Here is a 21,181-nt window from a genome sequence, read left to right as displayed (position 1 = left end):
ATGAGACATTATCTACTGACCCTGTCATTTTTGTATTCTCTAGCCCTGCAGGCTCAACCCGAATTAGAGGTGAATCTAGAGCCAAGCTATACCGCTGGTGAAACCGTCACACTTACTTGTCTTGGCACGGATTTGCCAGACAAAATGCTTCTCATCTATGCCTATGGAGTCGAAACAGTAGAAGGGCAAGTAGCATCAAAGAAAGTGACATTCGCACTACCTCAAAACATCAGCCTGATAGCAGGATTGATCAAAATAAAACTGCTGGCCGGAAAACAAATGGTATGGAAGGGAGAGACTCAAATCATGGCAGATCAAAAGGCTGAAGTAAGCATAGAGGCCTACTGTGGGCCAAAACACTTGATCGTAAACAAAACAGACTTTGCAATGATTACAGCCTCACTACTTGATGAATATGACAACCCATATCCGGACAATAGCCCATTGGAAATAGAATACTTACATTCACATCACATCTCCACCTATGCCATATCTATGAATAGTTTGGTCGCCTACAAAAGAGTATACTCCCCTCAAACCATTGGCACGGGCTCAGTCTCTGTCAAAAAAGGACAGGTCGGATCCAAAGAGTTTAGACTCAGCTACTACAGCAATGATCCCGTTGACTACCGACTGAAAATATCTAGAGAGCATGACTTTGCAGATGGCAACCAAATCATATATCTTGAAACAAGCAAAATAGAAGACGATAAAAACAATACAATTGAAAACGGTACAGCTGTCTATTTCTACATTTATGACACTACTGGGCAACTCAATGCTCAGTTGATTGGCCAGACCATATCCGGAGTAGCCCAAGTCAGCCTACCTGCGCCACTTGACTCCACCACATGGATACTCCACTCTAGCATACCTGGATACGCTACAGGACAGAGCGCTCAGCTCCACTTCAAACAAGCGATCAGATCATTACCAGTATCACAAAATGATCATGGAATCATCGTAGGTCCAGTACTCAGTTTTATGAATCAGCAAGTGAAGGATGGAATCAATATAAAAATGGTTCTAAAAGGAGAAAATTACCACTACGAGACCTCTTCCCCGATCAAATCAGGGTACGCCCACCTCACATGGCCATTGGACATGAAACCAGGTGACTACAAAGCCACCATCAGCTTGAGCCAACTAAGCACAACCATAGCAATAGAACGATGAGAAATTCCAAGAAACTATCGATCATATACATGTCAACCAGTTTTGTGGTCATTCTATTCCTATTCTTCTATGGTGCATCACAGTTCCTTACGTTTTTCAAAACAGGTGCCGAGCGCAGTGACATGTTGCTATTGGATTCTCACCATATCAATCACTTCTACCAACCCAAAATTCAGTGGGTCAACGTAGGACAGAATGAAGGTCGAATTTTTGAGCCCTATGCTCAAATCAAAATGGGGAAAGACTATTTAGCGTCCTACTTTTATCAGTTTCAAGCATTCAAAAAACGAGAAAGTCAAGGGCTAAATGATTATTTCACCGAGCAGTTTAGGGCGAAACTGTTGCCTCTACTTACGCAATTCATTGAAGACAAAAAAATGCTGGATGCAACCACCATCTCCCATGAGGTTGAGCTTAAATTTTATTCTCAAGATGGCACAGTGGCTACCTTGGAAGATCGTGTAGTCAGTTTTCATAAAATCAGACAACTGGATCAACCCGAAATCTCCTTCTATGATACCTCCCAGTACCAAGTAATGCTCCTCTTAGAAGACAATCATTGGCGTATTCGCCACAAAGTGAGTCAGCCATTGTCCAACCAAAACAAAGTCTCCTCCCCCTCCAATCAGAGCCAAAAAGTCAAAGACCTAGAGCTACTAGTAGAGGGCGAACCGTTTCATATCCAGGGCATCAACTACTATCCACAACAGTATCCCTGGCAAGAAATGTGGCTCAATTATACCTCGATCGATTTCGATTCGGATTTCACACTGATCCAAAACCTAGGGTTTAATACACTAAGGATATTCGTGCCATACGGAGAGTTCAGTGATCCTGGTACTTCAGGGCAGCATCTAGATCACCTACAAGACCTCATGGACAAGATAGACCGTCACGGTCTAAAAGTCATCGTGACGCTTTTCGACTTTTTCCTAGGGTATGACGTAGTAGACTGGAGCCTCTCTGATCGTCATGCAGAAAAAATCGTGATACGACTAAAGAACCATCCTGCCCTCTTGGCTTGGGACCTGAAAAACGAACCAGACCTAGACTTTGACACGAAAGGCAAACAAGTAGTACTAGACTGGCTCTTTTTTATCAATAGAAGAATCAAAACCTATGACCCACATGCTGTGACCACAGTAGGCTGGTCAGTACCAGAACGAGCACACCACCTTGCCGATGAGTTGGACTTTGTCTCTTTCCACTACTATGAAAAAACAGGACAATTGGCTGGACGAGTAGCCGCTTTGCGAGATAGTATGGAGGTATCCAAGCCACTATTTCTTGGTGAGGTAGGAAAACACAGCTTTTCTGCATTTTGGTACCCCTGGAGCAATAGTCCCGAAGACCAAGCCAATTATTACCAAAACATTCTATCCGAATCCACCACTCTGGGTTTGCACTTTGCCACATGGACACTTTATGACTTTTCGTCGGTCCCTGCCAACGTCGCAGGTAAATGGCCCTGGCAAAGGGCACCTCAAAAGGCTTATGGAATAATCGACACCAAAGGGAATAAGAAAAAAACTTATTCCATTATTCAAAATCATCTAAACGAAACAAAATGATAAATCAACTGAAAATTGGAATGGTATCTGCCTATCCACCTAGCAAGACGACACTCAATGAATATGGCTTTCATCTCACTCGACATTTCCATGAGAAAGAGGAAGTGACAGAAATTCAATTGTATGTGGAACATCTAACTGACAATCAAGAATATGAAACAGACAGTGACAAACTACAATTCATTCCATGTTGGCAATTCAACAGCATGAACAATGCCTTTTCTATTCTAAAGCAGGTTCGAAAACACAAACCAGACGTAGTAATCATCAATTTGCAATTCCTATTATTTGGTGACAAAAAAGTAGCTGCTGCTTTGGGGTTGATGCTCCCAGGCTTATTGAGATTGTTTGGTTACAAAAACATCGTCCTACTGCACAACATCATGGAAGAAGTAGACCTAACCAAGGCAGGGTTAACCTCTAACCCGATTTTGAAATGGGCTTACGGTCTGATAGGAAACATCCTCACACGATTTATTTTAACTTCGAATCTAGTAGGTGTCACAATTGAGAAATATGTTGACGTATTGAAAGCTAAATACAAAAAAAACAACATCGTATTGCTGCCTCATGGATCATTTGAAGTACCTCCTATTCCAGACTACAGTATCCCAGAGGGACCACGTCAAGTCATGACGTTTGGCAAGTTTGGTACATACAAAAAAGTAGAGGTACTGATAGAGGCCATTGTAGAAGTCAGAAAAAGAGTAGATATGCCCATAGAACTCGTAGTAGCAGGTACTGACAACCCAAATGTAGCCGGTTACCTCAAAGGAGTCCAGGAAAAATACAAAGAGGTGCCTGACATGGTATTTAGCGGATATGTAGAAGAGGAAGATGTACCTCGAATATTCAAATCATCGACAGTTGTTGTTTTTCCTTACACTTCCACTACTGGTAGCTCTGGCGTCTTGCATCAGGCGGGCAGCTATGGCAAAGCAGCCATTTTACCTAACCTTGGAGACCTAGCTCTATTGGTCGAGGAGGAAGGATACCGAGGGGAATTCTTTGAACCGGAAAATGTCGAAAGCCTAGCAAAAGCTATCGAACGCTTATTGATAGATGACGAATATCGCAACCAATTGGAACGAGCAAATTTCCGAGCTGCGGCCTCTTTGAGCATGGCGGACATTGCTGATTGGTATTTGATCCATATGGACAAACTATTGACAAGGCACTAGTCTATCTACTAGGCCTTGCTGACAAAAAACATCCCCTGAATGAACAACAAAATACTCAGGTTGACAATCTGTACATAGATAATTTGGATCAAACTATCATGAAAAAAGTAGATGAGAAGTACCTGCAAAAGTCCCATAAAAATGGCAATATACACAGGCAAATACTGATCTATCGACAGGAAATAATAGACAAACACATTGGATAGAGCAAAGAGCATCGTGGCAAAAGCATAGAGCCAGAGATAAGGAGCTATGCTTAAATATGCCTCTCCAAACAAAGTCAACACAATCAAGTCTGGAAAGAAAAAAGCAATAGCAGCTATGCCCACAGAGAAAGCTGAGATCACGATGATGTACTGTAACAATTGTGACTTAAATGCCTTACCTTCTTTGCGAAGCTTTACAATACGTGGAATCAGAATCATCACGACCATCCAGGTGACGAAATAAATCATGCGGCCAATCAAAGCCATAGACGTATAAAGACCTGCTTGATGGCTGTCAAAATAGTGCTTGACCATGAAGATGTCACTGTAATTTATTATAATCTGCGCGCACTCATAAGCAGCCGTCAAGAGGAAAAATCGCCACACCAATTGTGACTTATCAAACCGAACCGTATCCATCACTACCGTAGAAGTCCTACCCATGCTCTTATACCCTACCAAAACGGAAGCCACAATAGCAATAGACACCCAAGTAGTAGATTCTCCCCCCAACGAAAAAATAAGGGCAAAAGTCATCAACAGCCTAACCCACATTTCAGCTTGATAAGAAGTCGATAGTTCTATGAATTTCTCCTTCCCTTGCATAAACCCTCTCTTCACACTCATCAGGAAATAAAGCGGTAAAGCCAAAGAGAACACAAGCAATGCCCATATGTCATCTATATGAAAGTAGTCTGAAATAAATCCACTCCCGAGCATCATCCCAAATGACAGTACCCCGCCAGCATATAGGCTGATTTTGCTGACCCATTGCCTGAAAGCGATCTGATCTACTCCATCCAGTTCGATGCTAAACTTGGCAGAGACGATCTGAAAAGTCATCGCCAAAAAAGAAAATGCCAACAGCAGTGTGACCAAAATCCCTGCCTCCGAAAACTGTGCAGGTGTCAATACTCTACCTAGTACCAAATTATAGAGATAGTTGCCGCCATTGACAATCATTGTACTAATCAAGAATACTCTTACTGGCGTAAAATACGCTCTAAACTGTACTGATTTTGAGAGTGATTTAGTTGCTAAATACATGATCAAACTGGGTTTTTTGAATAAACTTTTGAATAGAAGGATGAGAGCAGTTGGTATACTTCACTTCTCTATGCTGTCTTCTAAGTTTCACATAGAGCATGACTAAGGCATTGAACTGGGCTAAATCAATTTTCTTACATTTCTCCATATTGATTCTAAATTCTTTTGCATCGATTGCTCTGCTACTGACCATGGATACAAGTTCTTTCCAATTAGATGGCTCCATGACGTCTCCTGCTGTGATTTGTATTTTCATTGTCCTTAAAGTTTAAAATTGCTTGTCCTCGTTGTGAAGACTTGAAGTAAAAGTATCTACTCCCAGGATGCTACACGGGTAGGAAAAGATGGAGCGCACGATTCACCAATTCAGTGGTCATTTAAGTCAGGTAAACAGATGAATCACACCGATTTACCATTCGACCCATGATACCTGCATTTCGTCGTAGACTCCCTCCCTCACCTTATTATAGATCTTACTTTTGAATCACCAATTAAATCACGATCACCATGCAGACCTGGAACACGAACACTCACAAAGTGGCATTAATCATTCTCTTATTTACTCAAGTATTACACACCTATGGTCAAGAGATGACTGCTGGCTTTGCTATGCTAGAGGCTGGGCAATTCCAATCTGCTGAAAAATTCTTCCAACAGACCTTGATAGATTATCCCGACAACAAAACAGCCAAACTGTGCTATGGGCGTGCTACAGGGCTATCAGGAAATCCCGATTCTGCCATTGCCATCTTTAAAGCGCTTTTGGTCAAATACCCCCGTGACATGGAAGTCAGGCTGAATCTCGCTGAAGCCTACCTTTGGAAAAAAGATGGCGAGTCAGCTATTGTTGACTACATTTCAATACTAAAAGAAGATTCGACCTTATTCGCCGCGCAACTCGGTTTGGCCAATAGCTATTCGATGACTCAAAACTATGGTTCTGCCTATTCAACCATCCAAACAGCGATCGACCTTGATCCAGACAGCCCGCAGGCTGCACTTTCGAGAAAATACATTACGCTTGGACTCGCCAACGAACTAGCATCCAAAAATCATCTCTACGATAGTGCCTTGGTGATGATCAATAAAAACATAGCTTTCAATCCCAGTGATCAGGAGTCGCTGCAACTCAAAGCAACCATCTATCTCGTAGCAGGCAAATTTGAAGATTCATCCTCTACATATCTTCATCTTTCGGACACCTTGGTTTCTCTGAAAGGTCAATCCCTCACAGCCCACTTGCTAGAAGACAATGAGATGGCCTTGAGCCTAGCAGATTCTTTGGTAAGCAAAGCTTCCATGCAAAAGGACACTGCCAAAATCATGGATGCCCACCTCCACTATGTAACTGCCCTGCTATGGAATGAGAAAATCTCAAAAGCAGATGACTATTTAGACTCCTTGTCATCCGTACTACCTTTTAGTCCTGAGATACTTGTCACCCAAGCTCAAATCGCGATGTACGCAGCAGACTTCAAGAAAGGATCAATGAAATATGATGACTACTTGGCTCTCATGCCAGGGTCCTTTGGTGGCAATCTTGGTAAAGCAGACGCTATGCACGCGCTCGGTTTAGATGATGCTGCCTACCAATATGGGTTTCGCACTTTGTCATACTACCCAGGACAAAAAGATGCTGCCAATTTCATCAATCGGCTCAATGCACAGCATAGTCCTCATGCGTTTGTAGGGTACATCTATACACGCTCTAGTGACGGAAGTGTATCCACAAGCTATCAACTGGGTGGAAAAATCAGCATCACTCCAAGGTGGTCTGCTACGATGGATCATCAAAAAAAATACTACAGTTCAGTGAATACCGAATCAAGTACCTCGTATACCGAGAGTAGCAGTATTTCTTTGAGTCACCAGTTGAATGCGACCATCAAACTGCAAGCAGTCTATGGCCTATCCAAGCTGCAGCTTAACGACACGACCAATGCAGACTACCGCAGTACGATGGGCCTGTCAGCACAGCTGAGAATTTCCAAATCTCAGTCGCTGACCATTGGGTACTTCAGCGAAGTGCAAGACTTTAATCAAGCATTAATTCAACAAAAACTGAAGGTCTCCAACTTTATGATCAAGAACTCATTCTTTTGGAAAGAAAGAAAACTGGGATGGTACTCTGAGCTATACAGAAGTTATTTTTCTGATGGGAATACCAAAAACCTTTTATTCACCTCTGTGTACAGAAGCCTTACTAAAAAACCAGCTATAAAAGCGGGTATCAACTATACGATCATGAGTTTTGGTGAGGCAAAACCCGCGCAGTACTATTCGCCCAGTTTATACCATCAGGTAGAGTTATTTTCTGGTTTGATGTACGACAAGTTACCGATTGATTTGAGCTGGGACTTGGCTGGTGGGTATCAGATCGTCGATAGCATGAAACAACCCACTTGGAGAACCCAACTAACACTATCAAAGACGATGGGCAGGTTGAATGCTCAAATGAGTGGAGCATATAGCTCCATCTCTAGTTCTCAATACAACGGGTTTTCTCACTTAGAATTGCGAGCACAGCTCACTTTCAGATTGACTCACAAGCCCCTCTTCTTTAAAAAGATATCATCTTCTACTATATCGGATTAAGTTTACTAAGGAGATGTGCTCGTTGACCTCTAGAAATAGGAATGACCTGCTCCTTGATCAACAAATTATTCTCCTCTATGTCGACCACCTTATTGACATTGACTATGTAAGATCTATGGACTTTAACAAACTGATCCGGATCCAGACTACTCTCTACATTTTTGAACGTAGTGTGTACGATGTATCCTTTCTCCTCTGTCTTGAAAATCGCATAATCCCCTTTAGCTTCTATGAATAAAATATCATCAATATTGATTCTCACTATCCGTGAATTGGCCTTAACAAAGAGACTTTCCCTATTAAACACTCCTTCATCACTGGACTGGGTGCTTTTAAAATTCTTGTGATTTTCAATGGCTATTTCTATCCCAGCATTAATATCCTTGATGCCATAGGGCTTGACAATGTATCCATAAGGGCTATGCGTAGATGCCTTTTTGATGGTCTCTTTGTCAGCAAAAGCCGTAGTAAAAATGAATGGAACTTTAAAATCAGAACGTATTTTCTCTGCCACATCGATTCCACTTTTTGTCCCCTTGAGTTGAATATCCAACAACACAAGTTCGATATCTTCCTTTTCTAAAAAGCCAATAGCTTGATCATAGGATTCGGCAATACCGACGACTTTATGATTCAGTATTTCTAGAATCTCTGATAGTGATTCTGCGATTTGACTGTCATCCTCGACAATCAATATAGTGTATGCATCCATATTTAGGTTGTTTTAGGTATTAATATAGTGAATATTGTACCCTTATTTAACTTGCTTTCTACATTTATCGTACCCTCGTGTAGTTTGATAAACTCATGCACAATGGCCAGACCAAGACCAGAGCCTTGAATATTCCCTACATTGGAAGCTCTAAAGAAAGAATCAAACAATTTTTCCACTTCATCCTCAGGAATACCCATACCAAAATCCTCAACATGGATCTTGACGACATTAGGTGCTTCAAAATCCACTAACAACTTCGGACTCTTTGCTTCTGGACTATACTTGAGAGCATTCTCCAATAGATTGCTCATAATATGCCAGAACAAATTTTTATCCACAAACACCGGACATTCTGTACCCTTGATAGCAAACTGAATTGGTTCTCTGTCATAAACTAAGTTGGCCAGTACTCTTTCCTTGATGTATACTGACAAAAGAACCTTCTCTGGGTTGAAGGGTACTTTATTAGAATCTACTTGCCCGATAATCAATATGTTATTTATCAATGTATTTAGCCGCTCAACATTGTCATTGATTCGAGTAATGTTCTTTTGCAGCCTCTCTCTATTCAAATCCTCATTGTTGATCAACTGAAAGGAAGCCAGCTCGGTATTGGATCGGATAGTTGTCAACGGTGTACGCAACTCATGAGAGGTCATGGATATAAATTGAGATTTCATATTGTTTAGCTCTCTTTGTCTAGCAATACTCCGTTCTAGAGTTGCTTGCCCTTTCTTTACTTCTGTAATATCTCGTACAAATGCGCTTATGTAATGTGTGTCTTTGAATGGAATAGGAAAAACCGTCAACTCAATAGGAAATTCATGACCTTTTTTATGCAACCCTGTAATCTCTATCCTCTTGTTCAATACCGGTCCCTCTCCTGTTTTGTGAAAGTGCGACATCCCTCTATTGTGAGCTTCACGATGTTGCATAGGGATAATCGTCTCGCTCAACCCCTTCCCCTTGACTTCCTCAAAAGCATAACCGAAGATCACCTCGGCTTGAGGGTTCCATTCTATGATTAGCCCTGCTTCATCTATAGTGATCAAAGCGTCCAGAGACATTTGAAACAATTTATCAAGTCTATAGTCTTTGAACTGATTGTCTTCTTCTAACTGCTTCTGATCACTAATATCCAGGTGGATACCAATTGAGCCAATCAATTCACCATTTTGATCGTAGTTTGGCGAAACACTGATAATCACCCACTTTTTATTGCCTTCCTTGTCATGAAGCATGACTTCATAAGAACCTGATTCTCCTTGTCCCCTTAGGTGATGTTCTTCTGAAAATTTCTGAATTGCTTTGCGGTCACTACTTCCAAGAAAAATATCAGAAGCCTTCTTGCCTTCAAGTTCTTGCCATTCGTACCCAAATTGTTCAAGAAAGGACTTATTTGCATGTTGAATCAAGTCATTGTTGTCTACTTCCAACAACCCCAAATCAATGTTATCTATAATCCTTCGATATTTATTCTCGTTGGCAATCACTCGTGCCTCTGCCAATTGACGTTGGGTTATTTCTTGCTGAAGATTTTGATAAGAAAACCCACTTTCAAGACTTATTGCAAACTGTTTGATTACATCACTAAATGGGTAGAAAGCCTTATAATTGAACTCCTCCTCTGGGATATTGTCACTAAACAATTCCAAAAGACCAAACTCTCTTAGTTTAAAATACCCGTACTTTCCTGTCAAGGTGACATCATCAAACAAGGAATGCTCACAAAAAAAAGACTCCTCCGTAGCAAAGGCTTCATTGAATGTTTCGAGAGAAATCTCTCTGAGGCATTCGGTTTTAGGCATAGAATAGATCTTGCTAAAAACAATTTTTTGATTGTCCCCTTTTTTTATTCGCCATACTGCACCGTATTGTAGAGATTTTCTTGAAAGAAATTTTCGAATGAATTTTCGTGCGGTATCCTCTGGATCCCTATAGTTGAGGTTGGTGAGACTCAGTTCATATAATAATGACAACAAGTCTAGACTTAAGTTCATATGGTCATTTAATAGGTGGCAGCTACGACTATGGTTTTGTTATATAAATCTAAAAAGCCTCCTTTTGATGTTGAAACCTCTCCAAGTGATAAAACCCCCTCCACTTTAAGCTGATCATTGCTAGCCTTTACCACTTCCTTTATCGCTAGGAGCTCTTCGCCAAACTCAGATTCTAGATACATAACCCTAGTTATACAATCTACTAAGAAAATATCAAGAGGAAAAATATCTTTGGTAGCCTTTTCTGCAGCTTTCCCAGCACTTCGGATCAAATTCGGTTTGGTTCCTGACAATATATTCAGGCTAGCATTTTGTGGGATTTCGCCGAGGCATAGCAACGCTCCTTGTTCATTCACAATGATTGGATCCCTAACCATATCTTCTTTCCCTTCTCGTGCAATCCCAAACGGATAGCCTTGCGATATTTCTCCGAATTCATTCTCAGAAAATTGATGAGAAGAATGTGATTCGACGATTTCCCGATAAGTATCATATGCTGGTTTCCAGTTCAGCTCTATGATTTCATTTCCCTCAGTCTTGTTGGCTACAAATGGCCCTTGGACCTCAGTCCAACCATGGTTTACTCCCAGGTTGATCTCTCGACCTATTATCAAAAGCAATGCGGCATCCTCAAAAAACCCTTCATTACTAATGATACACGGGTTTTGCACCAAACTGGCTGAGCCACATCCTGCCCCCACAAAATTCATTTGATTCCAATACTCTTCGTACAGACCGTCTAACAGCGTAGATACATGACTCATCAACCCATCAAACAATACTATACATGAATTCATATCTTCAGAAGCCAGAGGTAGTTGCTGAGCTATCGGTACTTTATTGAGGTCTTTGATGAGTACGGGTTCGATTGTGCACGCTTCCACATGCTTCAATATAATACCACTTTCAAGATGCTCATTTTCAAAAATGATCATTGGAAATACCCCTCCTGCAAGTTTCAATCCTCTCTGATTGGCTCCTTCGATAAGTTGACGAACATCTAAAGGAGTCTTTTCTCCTACAAGGATGAGGTTCACTGCACTTGGACTAAAGTGATCGAGTATTTCTGATATATGGCTCGTGTTCAGTAGCATGACTTAGTGTTTAAATTATGAAATCAGCTGAAAATTACTACAACCCAAGAGCAAGCCATAGACTCTACGACGAATGGTACTTTTAAGGGGTCGAGCTGTCGAAGTTATCGTCGAATTGCAAAATCATATGCACAGGCTCTAAAATGCAGGTCACCCTTCGATTTCTGCCATCCAACGAAACTCCACTCAAAGGCACTTCTGAGTATTATATCCTTGTATCCTCAATCAGGGAATGGAACACCCCTTCCTCTAAACACTAGAAAAATGAAAAAATTAATTTACACATGCCTACTGACCCTCCTGTATATCCCTCTCATGGCTCAATATCAATTCCTCGGTGGTTTCGACCGACAGGGAGTACCTGACTATTTAGATGGAAGAGATGCTCTTTCTCAAGAATTGCTCAACAACATAGATGCCTCACTCCCAGAAAGCAAACCTGTACCGACTTACAACCCACATCTGATCTCTTCAGGATATGACAATGATATCCAATTGCTGGATAGTGCCGATGTATGGGTAACCTTCGTCAAAGAAGGCGCGGGATACAGAAACGTATTGGGATTCTATACATACAACATGGATGCACCTTATACTTCTACTCCTCCCAAGGAAGACATTACCATTATCTTTCCCAATGTATCCGAAGAAGGCCTTGGGGGAGGCTTGCATGCTGGGGATAGAGTAAAAATCGGGACTTTCTCTGCAAACACAGGTATTGGCTGGGTACTCATTGCCGATGGATACAGAAACGACAATGTCACAGACGGACACTGGGTACTCTACTCTAACCCTGATTTTAATCCAGAAAGTAAAAAATCAGACCGTTACCACAATGTCCTGCTCAACGATCCCGAAGGTGATTTGATCATTTTGGGCTTTGAAGACATCCGAAGAGATTGGCAAAGCTGTGATCAAGATTTCAATGACGCTATATTCTATGTGACCGCCAACCCTATCGAGGCGATCGAAAGAAATAACATTGCTCAGATCGTGGATAGCCAAAACATAAGCTCTGGAAATGACGGAGGTCTAGAAAGCAATGGAGATCTAGCCACAGCTATTGCCAAACGTCAGCTGAACCGTGTCAAAAGCAACGACAACCACAACGTCAAAGCAAGACAGGTAACCATGTCTGCTCATATGCGCAGCGCAAGAACAAGCAGTACTCAGACCTACTTACCCTCCGAGGGTTTTACAGGACAAGAGGATGTAAGAGTATCAAGCCCTGAAGATCTGATAGGTCTCACTAACGCCGATGAGGTATTCGCAACCGACTACTACATGGCCGAGCAAAGAGTAGCCGCAGCCTTGCTTACTAAAACCTCCACTTCTGTATACAATCACTCCAAAAATGTATGCGATAGACTCAATGGTGGTAGCATAGAAGAACTACGCTCAGTTGAGCTAAAAGGCCATCAAGTCATCTTTGCCAAAATAAAACTTGACAATACAACTACAGAATATGCCTCTTGGTTTTCGGCACAAGACAATGACGAAGATTACAAAGTCTACAGCCTATGGAATATTGACAACTATCCTCCAGGTGACTATCTAAATTTCCAAGCATGGGGTACAAGCCCTGCTCAGGTCTTTCATACCATCTCCCATATACTGGATCAATTGGCCAATGAAAAAACTGTCCTGCCCAATGAGCAAGGAACACAAATACCCAAAGTTTTGGTCAAAAAGGGAAGTTACAGTCAAGGCAAACTTACCTTAGAAATCAACAACCCAGAGCATGTGAAGCAAATTGAGATATCTGGCAACCTTAGAGCGACTGAAAGCAGCAATTATTCACCCTATACTGAAAGCATTGTTCTCTCAGGTGAAAACACCGAGACCATCAGCTTAGATATCGAGAGTCTCTTCGACGCGGGCATCTCGGTCCAGGTACCTAACGAGACTGCCTTTGATGCTCTATATCTAGCAGATGGCGCCTGGGGCACTGACTACAACGAACAATACTCGACGTTAGATGAGTTCAACATCGCAGCACCTGAATACACAGACAGAAACAATAGCCAATACATATTGGAACGCAACATTGTAGTCCAAGGAAAAAGCTCAGATGTGGTGAATATTTTTAGGAATGTAATGGCAGGTCATGGAACACTTGACGTATCCAGATTTAGCTCATTATCATTCGACATCAATAGCAGCACGCAGTTGGAGGTAGTCTTACTAGAAAAGGGGCTTACTGACTGGTCTCAACGTCTTAAAACCACGATCAGTCGTACATCTAGCAACCAAAAAATAGTCTTACCATTTGATCAATTCAAAAGAGAGGGAGTAAATACTGGCCAACAGATCGAATCAATCCAAGCAGTCATCTTCTCCTATATCAACACCAAGGGCGAAGAAGAAAGTTTCGAGTTTGAGATCAGCAATCTACGTCTGGGCAATGAACAAGTAATCATGGCAATAGGTACTGAAAGCCGCCCTCTTGATTTTCAAATGTATCCAAATCCCGCCAACGGACAGGTCAACGTAGAATTTGTAGAGGAGACCAGTGGGCAGATCAGTGTCTTTGACATGGAAGGAAGACTGATGGAGCTACAAGAAATCGGACTATCAACCAAAAAAAGCTTGGACCTCAACCTAAAAGCAGGTCTGTACTGGGTAGTCATAGATGGATCATGGGGTAGACAGTCCAGAATGTTAAAAGTAAACTAGAGACACAGGATTAGATAATATATAGACAGCCTCTCTGAAGTGATCAGAGAGGCTTTTTTGTGATTCATCTCTCGTGATTGCCCTGCCCCTACGGCAGCCCTAGACTAAAACCACATGTTTTGCAAAAAATCTCTATAAGTATTGAACATATTATGCTAGAATCAATAGGCGATAACCCTGATGTACTTGAACGGAACACTGTATGAGAGCTAAAAAAGTATGAAGGGAACTACTTGCCTTCATATTTCAATAAGTCAGGCCTAGAATTTTCATAGAAGTATGAAGCAAAAAAAACACGTCTTTCAAAAGGATCAATTGACAATCCAATGGACATCAGTAAGAATACACAGCGAGAAACTCATGTCGTCGTTGTAAACCAAAAAACACGCTACAAAATCGAATTTAGAGAAATAAAGTGTACGATCGGCCCTGATATTGATCAGCGCAATCCGAACTGCAAACCTGTTCCTTGTTTGACCCAAGTAGCCATTAAACACTGGCGCAGAGGTTCTATTCAATCCCTAGATGGTGTGGGGAAATAAGGAAAATCAACTCTGCCTTACTCTCATTCTGTTCAAGATTAAACATGCAACAAACATCACCTGTCCAGACATGGACGGGAATAAAGATTGGCAAAAGCAAACAACACCCCCCATTGTCACAGATGGTAAAGGACGAATCATCACAGGGCAGAAAAGTCCATTTTGAAACTCCACACCATCAAGTAGTGCAGCTCTCACACCTCCAGATTCTTCTGAGCCAAATAGTTTTCAATCCCTACCCTACAAGCTGACTCTTCACTACCGACCCTGGCCATATATCAAAAAAAGTCCATAGCGAATGATCGCAGTGGACTCCTATAGCTTGTTGTAGATCTGTAAGGAATATTGCCATTGATGGCTTTTAATAATCAATCCTCAACTGGATTGAGATGTCTTGTGGTGCCTTTTCGTTACCTCCGAAGTATGGGTACAGCATATAATAAACGCCTACGTTGCAAACTCTACCTCTATCTATGGACACTGAAGGATATTGATCAAGCTTGAAGATGTATTGTGACTCTGTCACTTCAAGGCTATAGTTGGAAGGCTCATTGAGTCGCACTGCCCCGATTAATTCTGTTTTTCTTTCACCATCCACATAGCAGTAGGCATGAATTTCCAACTGATCGTTGGTCCAACACCAGCCAAATCTCGCACTGTTTTCATGGTGCATGCTGTTGCAATCCGAAAACCCAAGAAGCTTGTTGATGTCATATTGGTTTTCTGCAACTTCACATTTGTACATCGCTGATTCATCAAAAACCACAGTAAAGTTCAGTTGGTCCGACAAGAGGGAAGACTGCTTGTAGGTTGACCAATGTTCTCCTTTTTTGATGGTGTAGGTCTGGTATGGTTCTACCCACTCTTGCTCACACCCTACACTAAAGAGTAACAGGACAAATATCGATAGTAGTATAGATCGGTCCATAATTTTCAGATTATAATGTCCAAGAAAGTTTAGTATTGATGGCTGCTTCGGTGGCGCGGATACCCAGCCCTAAAGCGAAGGACAGGTGTCTAGAGACCTTGATCTCCGTCTCGACCGATGGAGTCACAATGACGAATCGTCTACTACTCAAGCCAGCTCGAAGCACCCCGTTCAAGATGAGCTTATCACATTTAGTCATTGGAACTGACAGAGCTAGCCCCGTAAATTCGTAGTTGGACTTGGTGGTTTCATTGAGCCCTGCTAGGTTCTTTTGATAAAAACCTCCTATCCCAACATTGTTTTTCAAACGGTAACTAATTTCAGTTCCTGTCTGTAATCCCATCGCAGTTTTTTCTACGAGAGCACTCACTCTCAATTGTTGAGCACTGCACCAATTGGCGATTAGTATAAAAATTATAATAGTGATGGTGATTTTCAAGAGGCGCTTCATGGCTATTGTCTTTTCGTTAGATTTATAATCCAAAAGTTGACAATTACCCGCACTCTTGTAAGCCGTAAATGTTGTAATATGGTTTTTAGGTGATTTCAGTAAAGTCCGCTTTCTGCCTCCCAAAAGGTAATTAAGCACTCACTACAGCGACGCTTTACTGATACTCAGAGTCCATCACAACTCCGTAAACCCGTTCTTGATGGCAAATTTGATGAGTTCTACAGTGTTTTTAAGACCAAGTTTTTCCATAATGTGACTCTTGTGAGAGTCCACTGTTCGAGGACTGATAAATAGTTTATCAGAGATTTCGATATTGCCCAAACCTTGACACACCAATGTGAGCACTTCTTCTTCTCTCTTGCTCAATTTTCCAGATCCCGCTACTACTGTACTGTTGTTGGTCTTCTTCTTATAGTAGTTCTTAAAAATGGCATCTGATACTTTGGCATCAAAATACTCTTCACCATCATGTACTCTATTGATAGCCTTGACCAATACATTTTTCCTCACATCCTTTGGAAGATATCCAGATACACCATACTCTAGGGCTTCTGAGATGAACTCCTCCGAAATCTCCATAGACATGAGGATGATTTTGGTTTCTGGAGCTGTATCCTTAATCTTCTTGAGTGCTTCTATCCCAGTCATTTCAGGCATCATAATATCCATCAGTACGATATCAGGAGTATGGTGCTCTACTTGGATTATTGCCTCCAAGCCATTGACCGCCTCAGCTACTATATTGATGTTATCCTCGTACTTGAGCATAGCAGTAATACCATCTCGAATGAGACCATGGTCATCTGCAATTACTAATTTTATTCTATTCATTCTTGTTTAGGTTTTCGTAAGGAATAGTAATTGATATTTCTGTTCCTCCTCTAGGTTTTGATTTGATATTAAAATACCCATGAAGCACTTTTGCTCTTTGACTTAGGTTGGTCAGTCCATTACCCTGTTTTACTTTGGGATCATTCAGATCAAACCCTACACCATTATCTTTCACACATACTAACAACCCGTCACATTCATCTTTCATTGTGACTAAACCTTTGGTGGCTTTGGAGTATTTCAGCATGTTGTTTATAGATTCCTGCAACATACGGTACACGCTACGTTTAGCATTTTCACTCAATTTAACAGTTCCTACACTAAATTCTGTATCTATATGCAAACCAACCAAGTCATTGGACTGAGTGCACAGTTCCATAACAGCCTTTTCTAAACCTAGTTCGTCCAAGACTTTGGTTGAAAGATTACGAGTTATCCTTCTGGCCTCATCAATTGTCATTTCTAGCGTATTGTGAATTTTATCCAACTGCTCATCTCTCGACGCTTCAGGCATCCCATCTAGAGCTGATAAGTTGAATTTGGTAGCAGCCAAGAGTTGACCAATTCCATCATGAACTTCTCGAGCAATCCGAGCCCGCTCCATTTCTTGGCCTTCTATCATGACATTGTCCATCTCTCTTTTGTCTGAAATGTCCTCAATAGTACCTAGCAAATGATCTGGTTGACCATTTTTATCCTTTTTCACTCTACCTATTGCTCTCACAGTTTTGACACTTCCATTCGGCAGTTGAATACGGTGCTCTATGTCATATTCATCCGCATTGGATAGTGCGTCGAATATTTTTTTTCGTGTCAGTTCACGGTCAGCAGGGTGAATTCTCTCAATGTAGTTGTCAAAATTGGGCCAAATGCTACTCGTCTGTAGCGCCAAGATGGACTGAAATTGATCCGTACAATGGAGAATATTTTGTGCTATGGTCCAATCAAAACTACCTATTTGTGCGATAGCTTGCGCCTCATTTAACAATTGTCTATTCATAACGAGGCGTTGATGAGTATTCCTTTGCTCGGTGATATCCTGCACAGTCCCGACTATTCTTTCTACCATATTATTTTCATTCAAGACTATCCTACCCTTGGTACGCACCCAAGCGACCCCATGCTCCTCTTGGATCACCCTATGCTCGATATCCATATTTTCTCCCTCTAGGATAGCATTTTGCAAAGATTTAAGGCATTCTTCGCGATCATCAGGGTGACATCTATTGATAAAAACACTGTAGTGCCATGTTCGTTTAGTCAATGACAACCCGAAAAGTTTCATGGTACCAACAGACCCCGTGATAAGTTCCCCTTTGATGGTAAATTCCCAACTGCCTATATTTGCGATATTTTCAGCTTCAATCAGTAAAGCCTCGCTTTGCTTTAGTTTTTCTTCAGCTTTCACCCTAGAAGTAATATCTCTAGCAGTACCCACAGTACCTATCACTTTCTTCCTGTTATTGAGGATAGGTGTATTGTGACAATCAAGGTAGACAACTCCTCCGTTTTCATTCAAAAAAGTAAGGGTAGACCTCACGTGCTCCTTGGTGCCTATCGCAAGTTTGTCTGCTTCCTCTAACTCACTCGCAAAACCTAAATTCATAAAATCCTTATCCTTACTTCCCAAAACATCCTTTTCTTTCACCCCAAACATGTCTTCAAAAGCTCTATTAACCATGACATATTTACCTAGTTGGTCTTTTTGATACACCACATCGGCAATAGTTGACATCAGCGTCTCCCAAAGTTGATTCTTCTCTCTCAGCTGCCTTTTGGTATTCACGCTTTCGGTAACGTTCTCAAACACCCCAATAAAAACTTCGTCACCTGAGGCATTTTGATATGGGATACATGTGCATTGAATGAAACGATCCTTTTTCTTATTTCGCAATATGATAGCGTTACTCTTTGCAGACTGCTCTTCCTTTAGCCACCGCTTAAGAGGTGCCTTTTCCTTAGCGTCCAATAAGTCATAAATGAAAGTCTTTGTCTCCATCATTTGATCTGTCATCCGAAACAAATATTTTCCGAAATCATTGATAAATAAAATACGACCATCCAGACTCATCTCACTGATACCAATAGGGGCAAATTGAAACAACTGACGCTGATGTTCCTTCAGTAATCTTAATTCCTCTTTATTCTTCCTATCCTGTTCACGCCTACTCAATTCTAACAAGGCACGTTTGACCACCATAGGTAACCGGGGCAAATTATCCTTGAGAACAAAATCTGTAGCTCCCATTTTCAACAAATCCACGGCCTTCTCTTCGCCAAGCGTGCCTGTCACGATAATGAATGGCATTTCGGGATTGAACTCAATGGCGTCTTGCAGTGCCTCTGTGCCATTGAACGATGGTAAATTATAGTCTGATATGACCAAGTCTGGCTTAAAAAAATGCAGTTGCTTCTGGTAATCCCTTTTATTGTCAACTACACAAGTTTCCATTTCTATTCCTTCTGTCGATAAACTTCGTTTGATCAAATCCACTTCAAACGGAACATCTTCTAATATTAAGAAACGATATTGGGGCTGTGTTAGGCTAGTAGGTTTCATAAATCCTTGTTATTCGATAGCTCTGTTAGTCATAGTCCAGTAGAGTCCTATCTGATTGCATGCCTCAGAAAAAGACTGGTAGTTTCCAGGTTTTACCACGTAACTATTGACACCTAACTCATAACATTTATTGAGGTCTCCTTCCTGACTGGATGAAGTCATCACGACGATAGGGATATTCTTTGTTCTGGAGTCTGATTTTAACAGACTAATAATCTCTACCCCATTGATTTTGGGAAGGTTGAGATCTATCAAGATAAGTTTAGGTTTTACAATTTGTCGTTTCGGTACATCGTCTTCTTCATTAAGCAACAATTCTTTTACTTCCTCTCCGTTCTTCAACCAAATTAGCTTGCTGTCCAATTCTGTTTTTTTCAAGGCGCGAATTGTAAGCTCAGCCTCCCAGTGATTGTCCTCGACAAGTACGATTTCTATGTCATTTACATTATCTATCATAACTCACTTATTTCGTAGTGTCATACTTAATCAACGAAAAATAAAAAGTGGCGCCTTGACCCAGAGTGCTCTCCGCCCATATCTTTCCTCCATGTTTTTCTACAATACGTTTGCACAATGCAAGCCCCACTCCCGTCCCTTCGAATTCTTCCTGAGTATGAAGTCTCTGAAAGACAGAAAATACTTTTTCATAATATTGCATGTTGAAGCCTGCTCCATAATCCTTAAAACTCAATTCAGTCATATTACCATGATCCTTCCAGCCAATGTCAATTCTCTTTTGCTCAGAAGCGCCGCTATATTTTAGAGCGTTGCATAATATATTGATCCCTACCTGCTTGAGCATATTTCGATCTGCATACAGTGTTGGCATATCCTGACTCAGGTTAATCTCAAATCCACTAATATCCTGTATTGACTTTATGTAGGCCAAGCAGTCTTCCACAAACTGCCCTCCATTGATCTCTACTTTATTTAATTCAGACTTGCTCAATCTTGAAAATGACAAAAGTGACTCAATCATATTGTTCATATTGGAAGCATTGTGTATGATATTGGAAAGCATACGATTGGCCTCTTCGTCCAAATTATCTGCATATTCTTCCTTTAAGATCTCAGCGTATGCATTCATGATCCTGAGTGGGGCTCTCAAATCATGTGAAACAGAGTAGGAAAACTGATCTAGATCTGCATTTTGAGCCTCTAGTTTCTCGTTGAGTTCTTTGATAGGTGTGATGTTATGATGTGCTCCTAACATTCGTGTAGCATTGCCCTGAGCATCACGAATAGCAAGTCCCCTACACCTTATCCATACAGTGCTTCCATCTTTGTGAGTATATCTCACCACTTGATCATACGGATGTGATGGATCCGCCACATGCTTATAAAAATTATCTGTAGCTAGCTGTAAATCTTCTTGATTAATGATATCTTGCCAAGCTGTTGCCTTGTGCGGCATTTCTTTAGGATTGTACCCCAACTCTGTCCAGAACTTTCCATTCATCCATTCATTTTCTGGCTTCTCAAGATCCCAAAACCACAACCCATCCAAAGACGACTCTTGCAAAAAATCAAAAATCAGATCTTCCTTTTTGATCTGCTCATACAGTTCGCGTTTCAAATAGTTCTCCATAGCACATACTTTACAGTTTT

Annotated in this window: 16 protein-coding genes; 5 read left to right on the top strand and 11 right to left on the bottom strand. The window is 41.2% G+C overall.

Translation table 11 applies throughout. From position 1 onward, the window contains the following. From BFP72_RS04695 to BFP72_RS04685, 3 genes are read left to right on the top strand one after another with little or no spacing between them, the layout of a single operon-like run. Window positions 1-1,176, top strand: a complete 1,176-nt coding sequence (locus BFP72_RS04695) for a hypothetical protein (RefSeq protein ID WP_099598041.1) — start codon at window positions 1-3, stop codon at window positions 1,174-1,176. Then, on the top strand, window positions 1,173-2,747 hold the full coding sequence (locus tag BFP72_RS04690; protein WP_099598040.1) for a cellulase family glycosylhydrolase: 1,575 nt from the start codon (window positions 1,173-1,175) through the stop codon (window positions 2,745-2,747). The genes BFP72_RS04695 and BFP72_RS04690 overlap by 4 nt, the downstream gene beginning before the upstream one ends. Next, complete coding sequence (locus tag BFP72_RS04685) at window positions 2,744-3,928, top strand: glycosyltransferase (protein WP_221406472.1); 1,185 nt, start codon at window positions 2,744-2,746, stop codon at window positions 3,926-3,928. Before BFP72_RS04690 ends, BFP72_RS04685 begins: the two co-directional genes overlap by 4 nt. Window positions 3,929-3,936: 8 nt before the next feature. Here the strand turns inward: BFP72_RS04685 and BFP72_RS04680 are convergent, their stop codons facing one another. Together BFP72_RS04680 and BFP72_RS04675 are read right to left on the bottom strand one after the other, a co-directional pair. Beyond that, on the bottom strand, window positions 3,937-5,181 hold the full coding sequence (locus BFP72_RS04680; RefSeq protein ID WP_099598039.1) for an oligosaccharide flippase family protein: 1,245 nt from the start codon (window positions 5,179-5,181) through the stop codon (window positions 3,937-3,939). Next, the gene (locus tag BFP72_RS04675; protein WP_099598038.1) at window positions 5,165-5,437 is read right to left on the bottom strand and encodes a hypothetical protein; all 273 of its coding nucleotides are present in this window, start codon (window positions 5,435-5,437) and stop codon (window positions 5,165-5,167) included. The genes BFP72_RS04680 and BFP72_RS04675 overlap by 17 nt, the downstream gene beginning before the upstream one ends. Window positions 5,438-5,688: 251 nt before the next feature. Here BFP72_RS04675 and BFP72_RS04670 point away from each other — a divergent pair, with 251 nt between their 5' ends. Beyond that, window positions 5,689-7,776, top strand: coding sequence for a lipopolysaccharide assembly protein LapB (locus BFP72_RS04670; RefSeq protein WP_099598037.1), 2,088 nt, complete (start codon window positions 5,689-5,691; stop codon window positions 7,774-7,776). On the opposite strand, the gene BFP72_RS04665 is transcribed toward BFP72_RS04670, so the two are convergent. Genes BFP72_RS04665 through BFP72_RS04655 form a run of 3 tightly spaced genes read right to left on the bottom strand, consistent with a single transcriptional unit; the run spans window position 7,763 to window position 11,585 of the window. Further along, entirely contained in the window at window positions 7,763-8,488 is a 726-nt protein-coding gene (locus BFP72_RS04665) for a LytTR family DNA-binding domain-containing protein (protein WP_099598036.1), read from the bottom strand. The two genes, BFP72_RS04670 and BFP72_RS04665, sit on opposite strands and share 14 nt — an antisense overlap. 2 nt (window positions 8,489-8,490) lie before the next feature. Continuing rightward, complete coding sequence (locus tag BFP72_RS04660) at window positions 8,491-10,491, bottom strand: PAS domain-containing sensor histidine kinase (protein ID WP_099598035.1); 2,001 nt, start codon at window positions 10,489-10,491, stop codon at window positions 8,491-8,493. 8 nt (window positions 10,492-10,499) lie between these two features. Then, window positions 10,500-11,585 (bottom strand): FIST signal transduction protein, encoded by a 1,086-nt coding sequence (locus tag BFP72_RS04655; RefSeq protein WP_099598034.1) that lies wholly within the window; start codon window positions 11,583-11,585, stop codon window positions 10,500-10,502. Window positions 11,586-11,849: 264 nt separating this feature from the next. Between BFP72_RS04655 and BFP72_RS04650 the strand changes: the two genes are divergently transcribed. Then, window positions 11,850-14,261 carry a DUF4114 domain-containing protein gene (locus tag BFP72_RS04650; protein WP_099598033.1) on the top strand — a complete coding sequence of 804 codons (2,412 nt, stop codon included), beginning with the start codon at window positions 11,850-11,852 and terminating at the stop codon, window positions 14,259-14,261. Between the two features lie 903 nt (window positions 14,262-15,164). Here BFP72_RS04650 and BFP72_RS04640 read toward each other — a convergent pair. From BFP72_RS04640 to BFP72_RS04615, 6 genes are all read right to left on the bottom strand, one after another. Then, complete coding sequence (locus BFP72_RS04640) at window positions 15,165-15,731, bottom strand: hypothetical protein (protein ID WP_099598031.1); 567 nt, start codon at window positions 15,729-15,731, stop codon at window positions 15,165-15,167. A 10-nt stretch (window positions 15,732-15,741) separates the two neighbouring features. Beyond that, window positions 15,742-16,182 carry a hypothetical protein gene (locus tag BFP72_RS04635; RefSeq protein ID WP_099598030.1) on the bottom strand — a complete coding sequence of 147 codons (441 nt, stop codon included), beginning with the start codon at window positions 16,180-16,182 and terminating at the stop codon, window positions 15,742-15,744. Window positions 16,183-16,356: 174 nt separating this feature from the next. Beyond that, the gene (locus tag BFP72_RS19255; RefSeq protein WP_099598029.1) at window positions 16,357-17,013 is read right to left on the bottom strand and encodes a response regulator transcription factor; all 657 of its coding nucleotides are present in this window, start codon (window positions 17,011-17,013) and stop codon (window positions 16,357-16,359) included. Further along, complete coding sequence (locus tag BFP72_RS04625) at window positions 17,006-19,573, bottom strand: PAS domain-containing protein (protein WP_099598028.1); 2,568 nt, start codon at window positions 19,571-19,573, stop codon at window positions 17,006-17,008. Before BFP72_RS04625 ends, BFP72_RS19255 begins: the two co-directional genes overlap by 8 nt. Window positions 19,574-19,582: 9 nt before the next feature. Beyond that, on the bottom strand, window positions 19,583-20,029 hold the full coding sequence (locus tag BFP72_RS04620) for a response regulator (protein WP_099598027.1): 447 nt from the start codon (window positions 20,027-20,029) through the stop codon (window positions 19,583-19,585). Window positions 20,030-20,036: 7 nt separating this feature from the next. Beyond that, window positions 20,037-21,161: a PAS domain-containing sensor histidine kinase gene (locus BFP72_RS04615; RefSeq protein ID WP_099598026.1), complete on the bottom strand. Its 1,125-nt coding sequence runs from the start codon at window positions 21,159-21,161 to the stop codon at window positions 20,037-20,039. Window positions 21,162-21,181: the final 20 nt, after the last annotated feature.

Source organism: Reichenbachiella sp. 5M10, assembly GCF_002742335.1.
In the GTDB taxonomy this organism is placed as follows: Bacteria; Bacteroidota; Bacteroidia; order Cytophagales; family Cyclobacteriaceae; genus Reichenbachiella.
The sequence above is the reverse complement of the archived record's forward strand: the minus strand, read 5'-3'. Positions and strand labels throughout refer to the sequence as shown.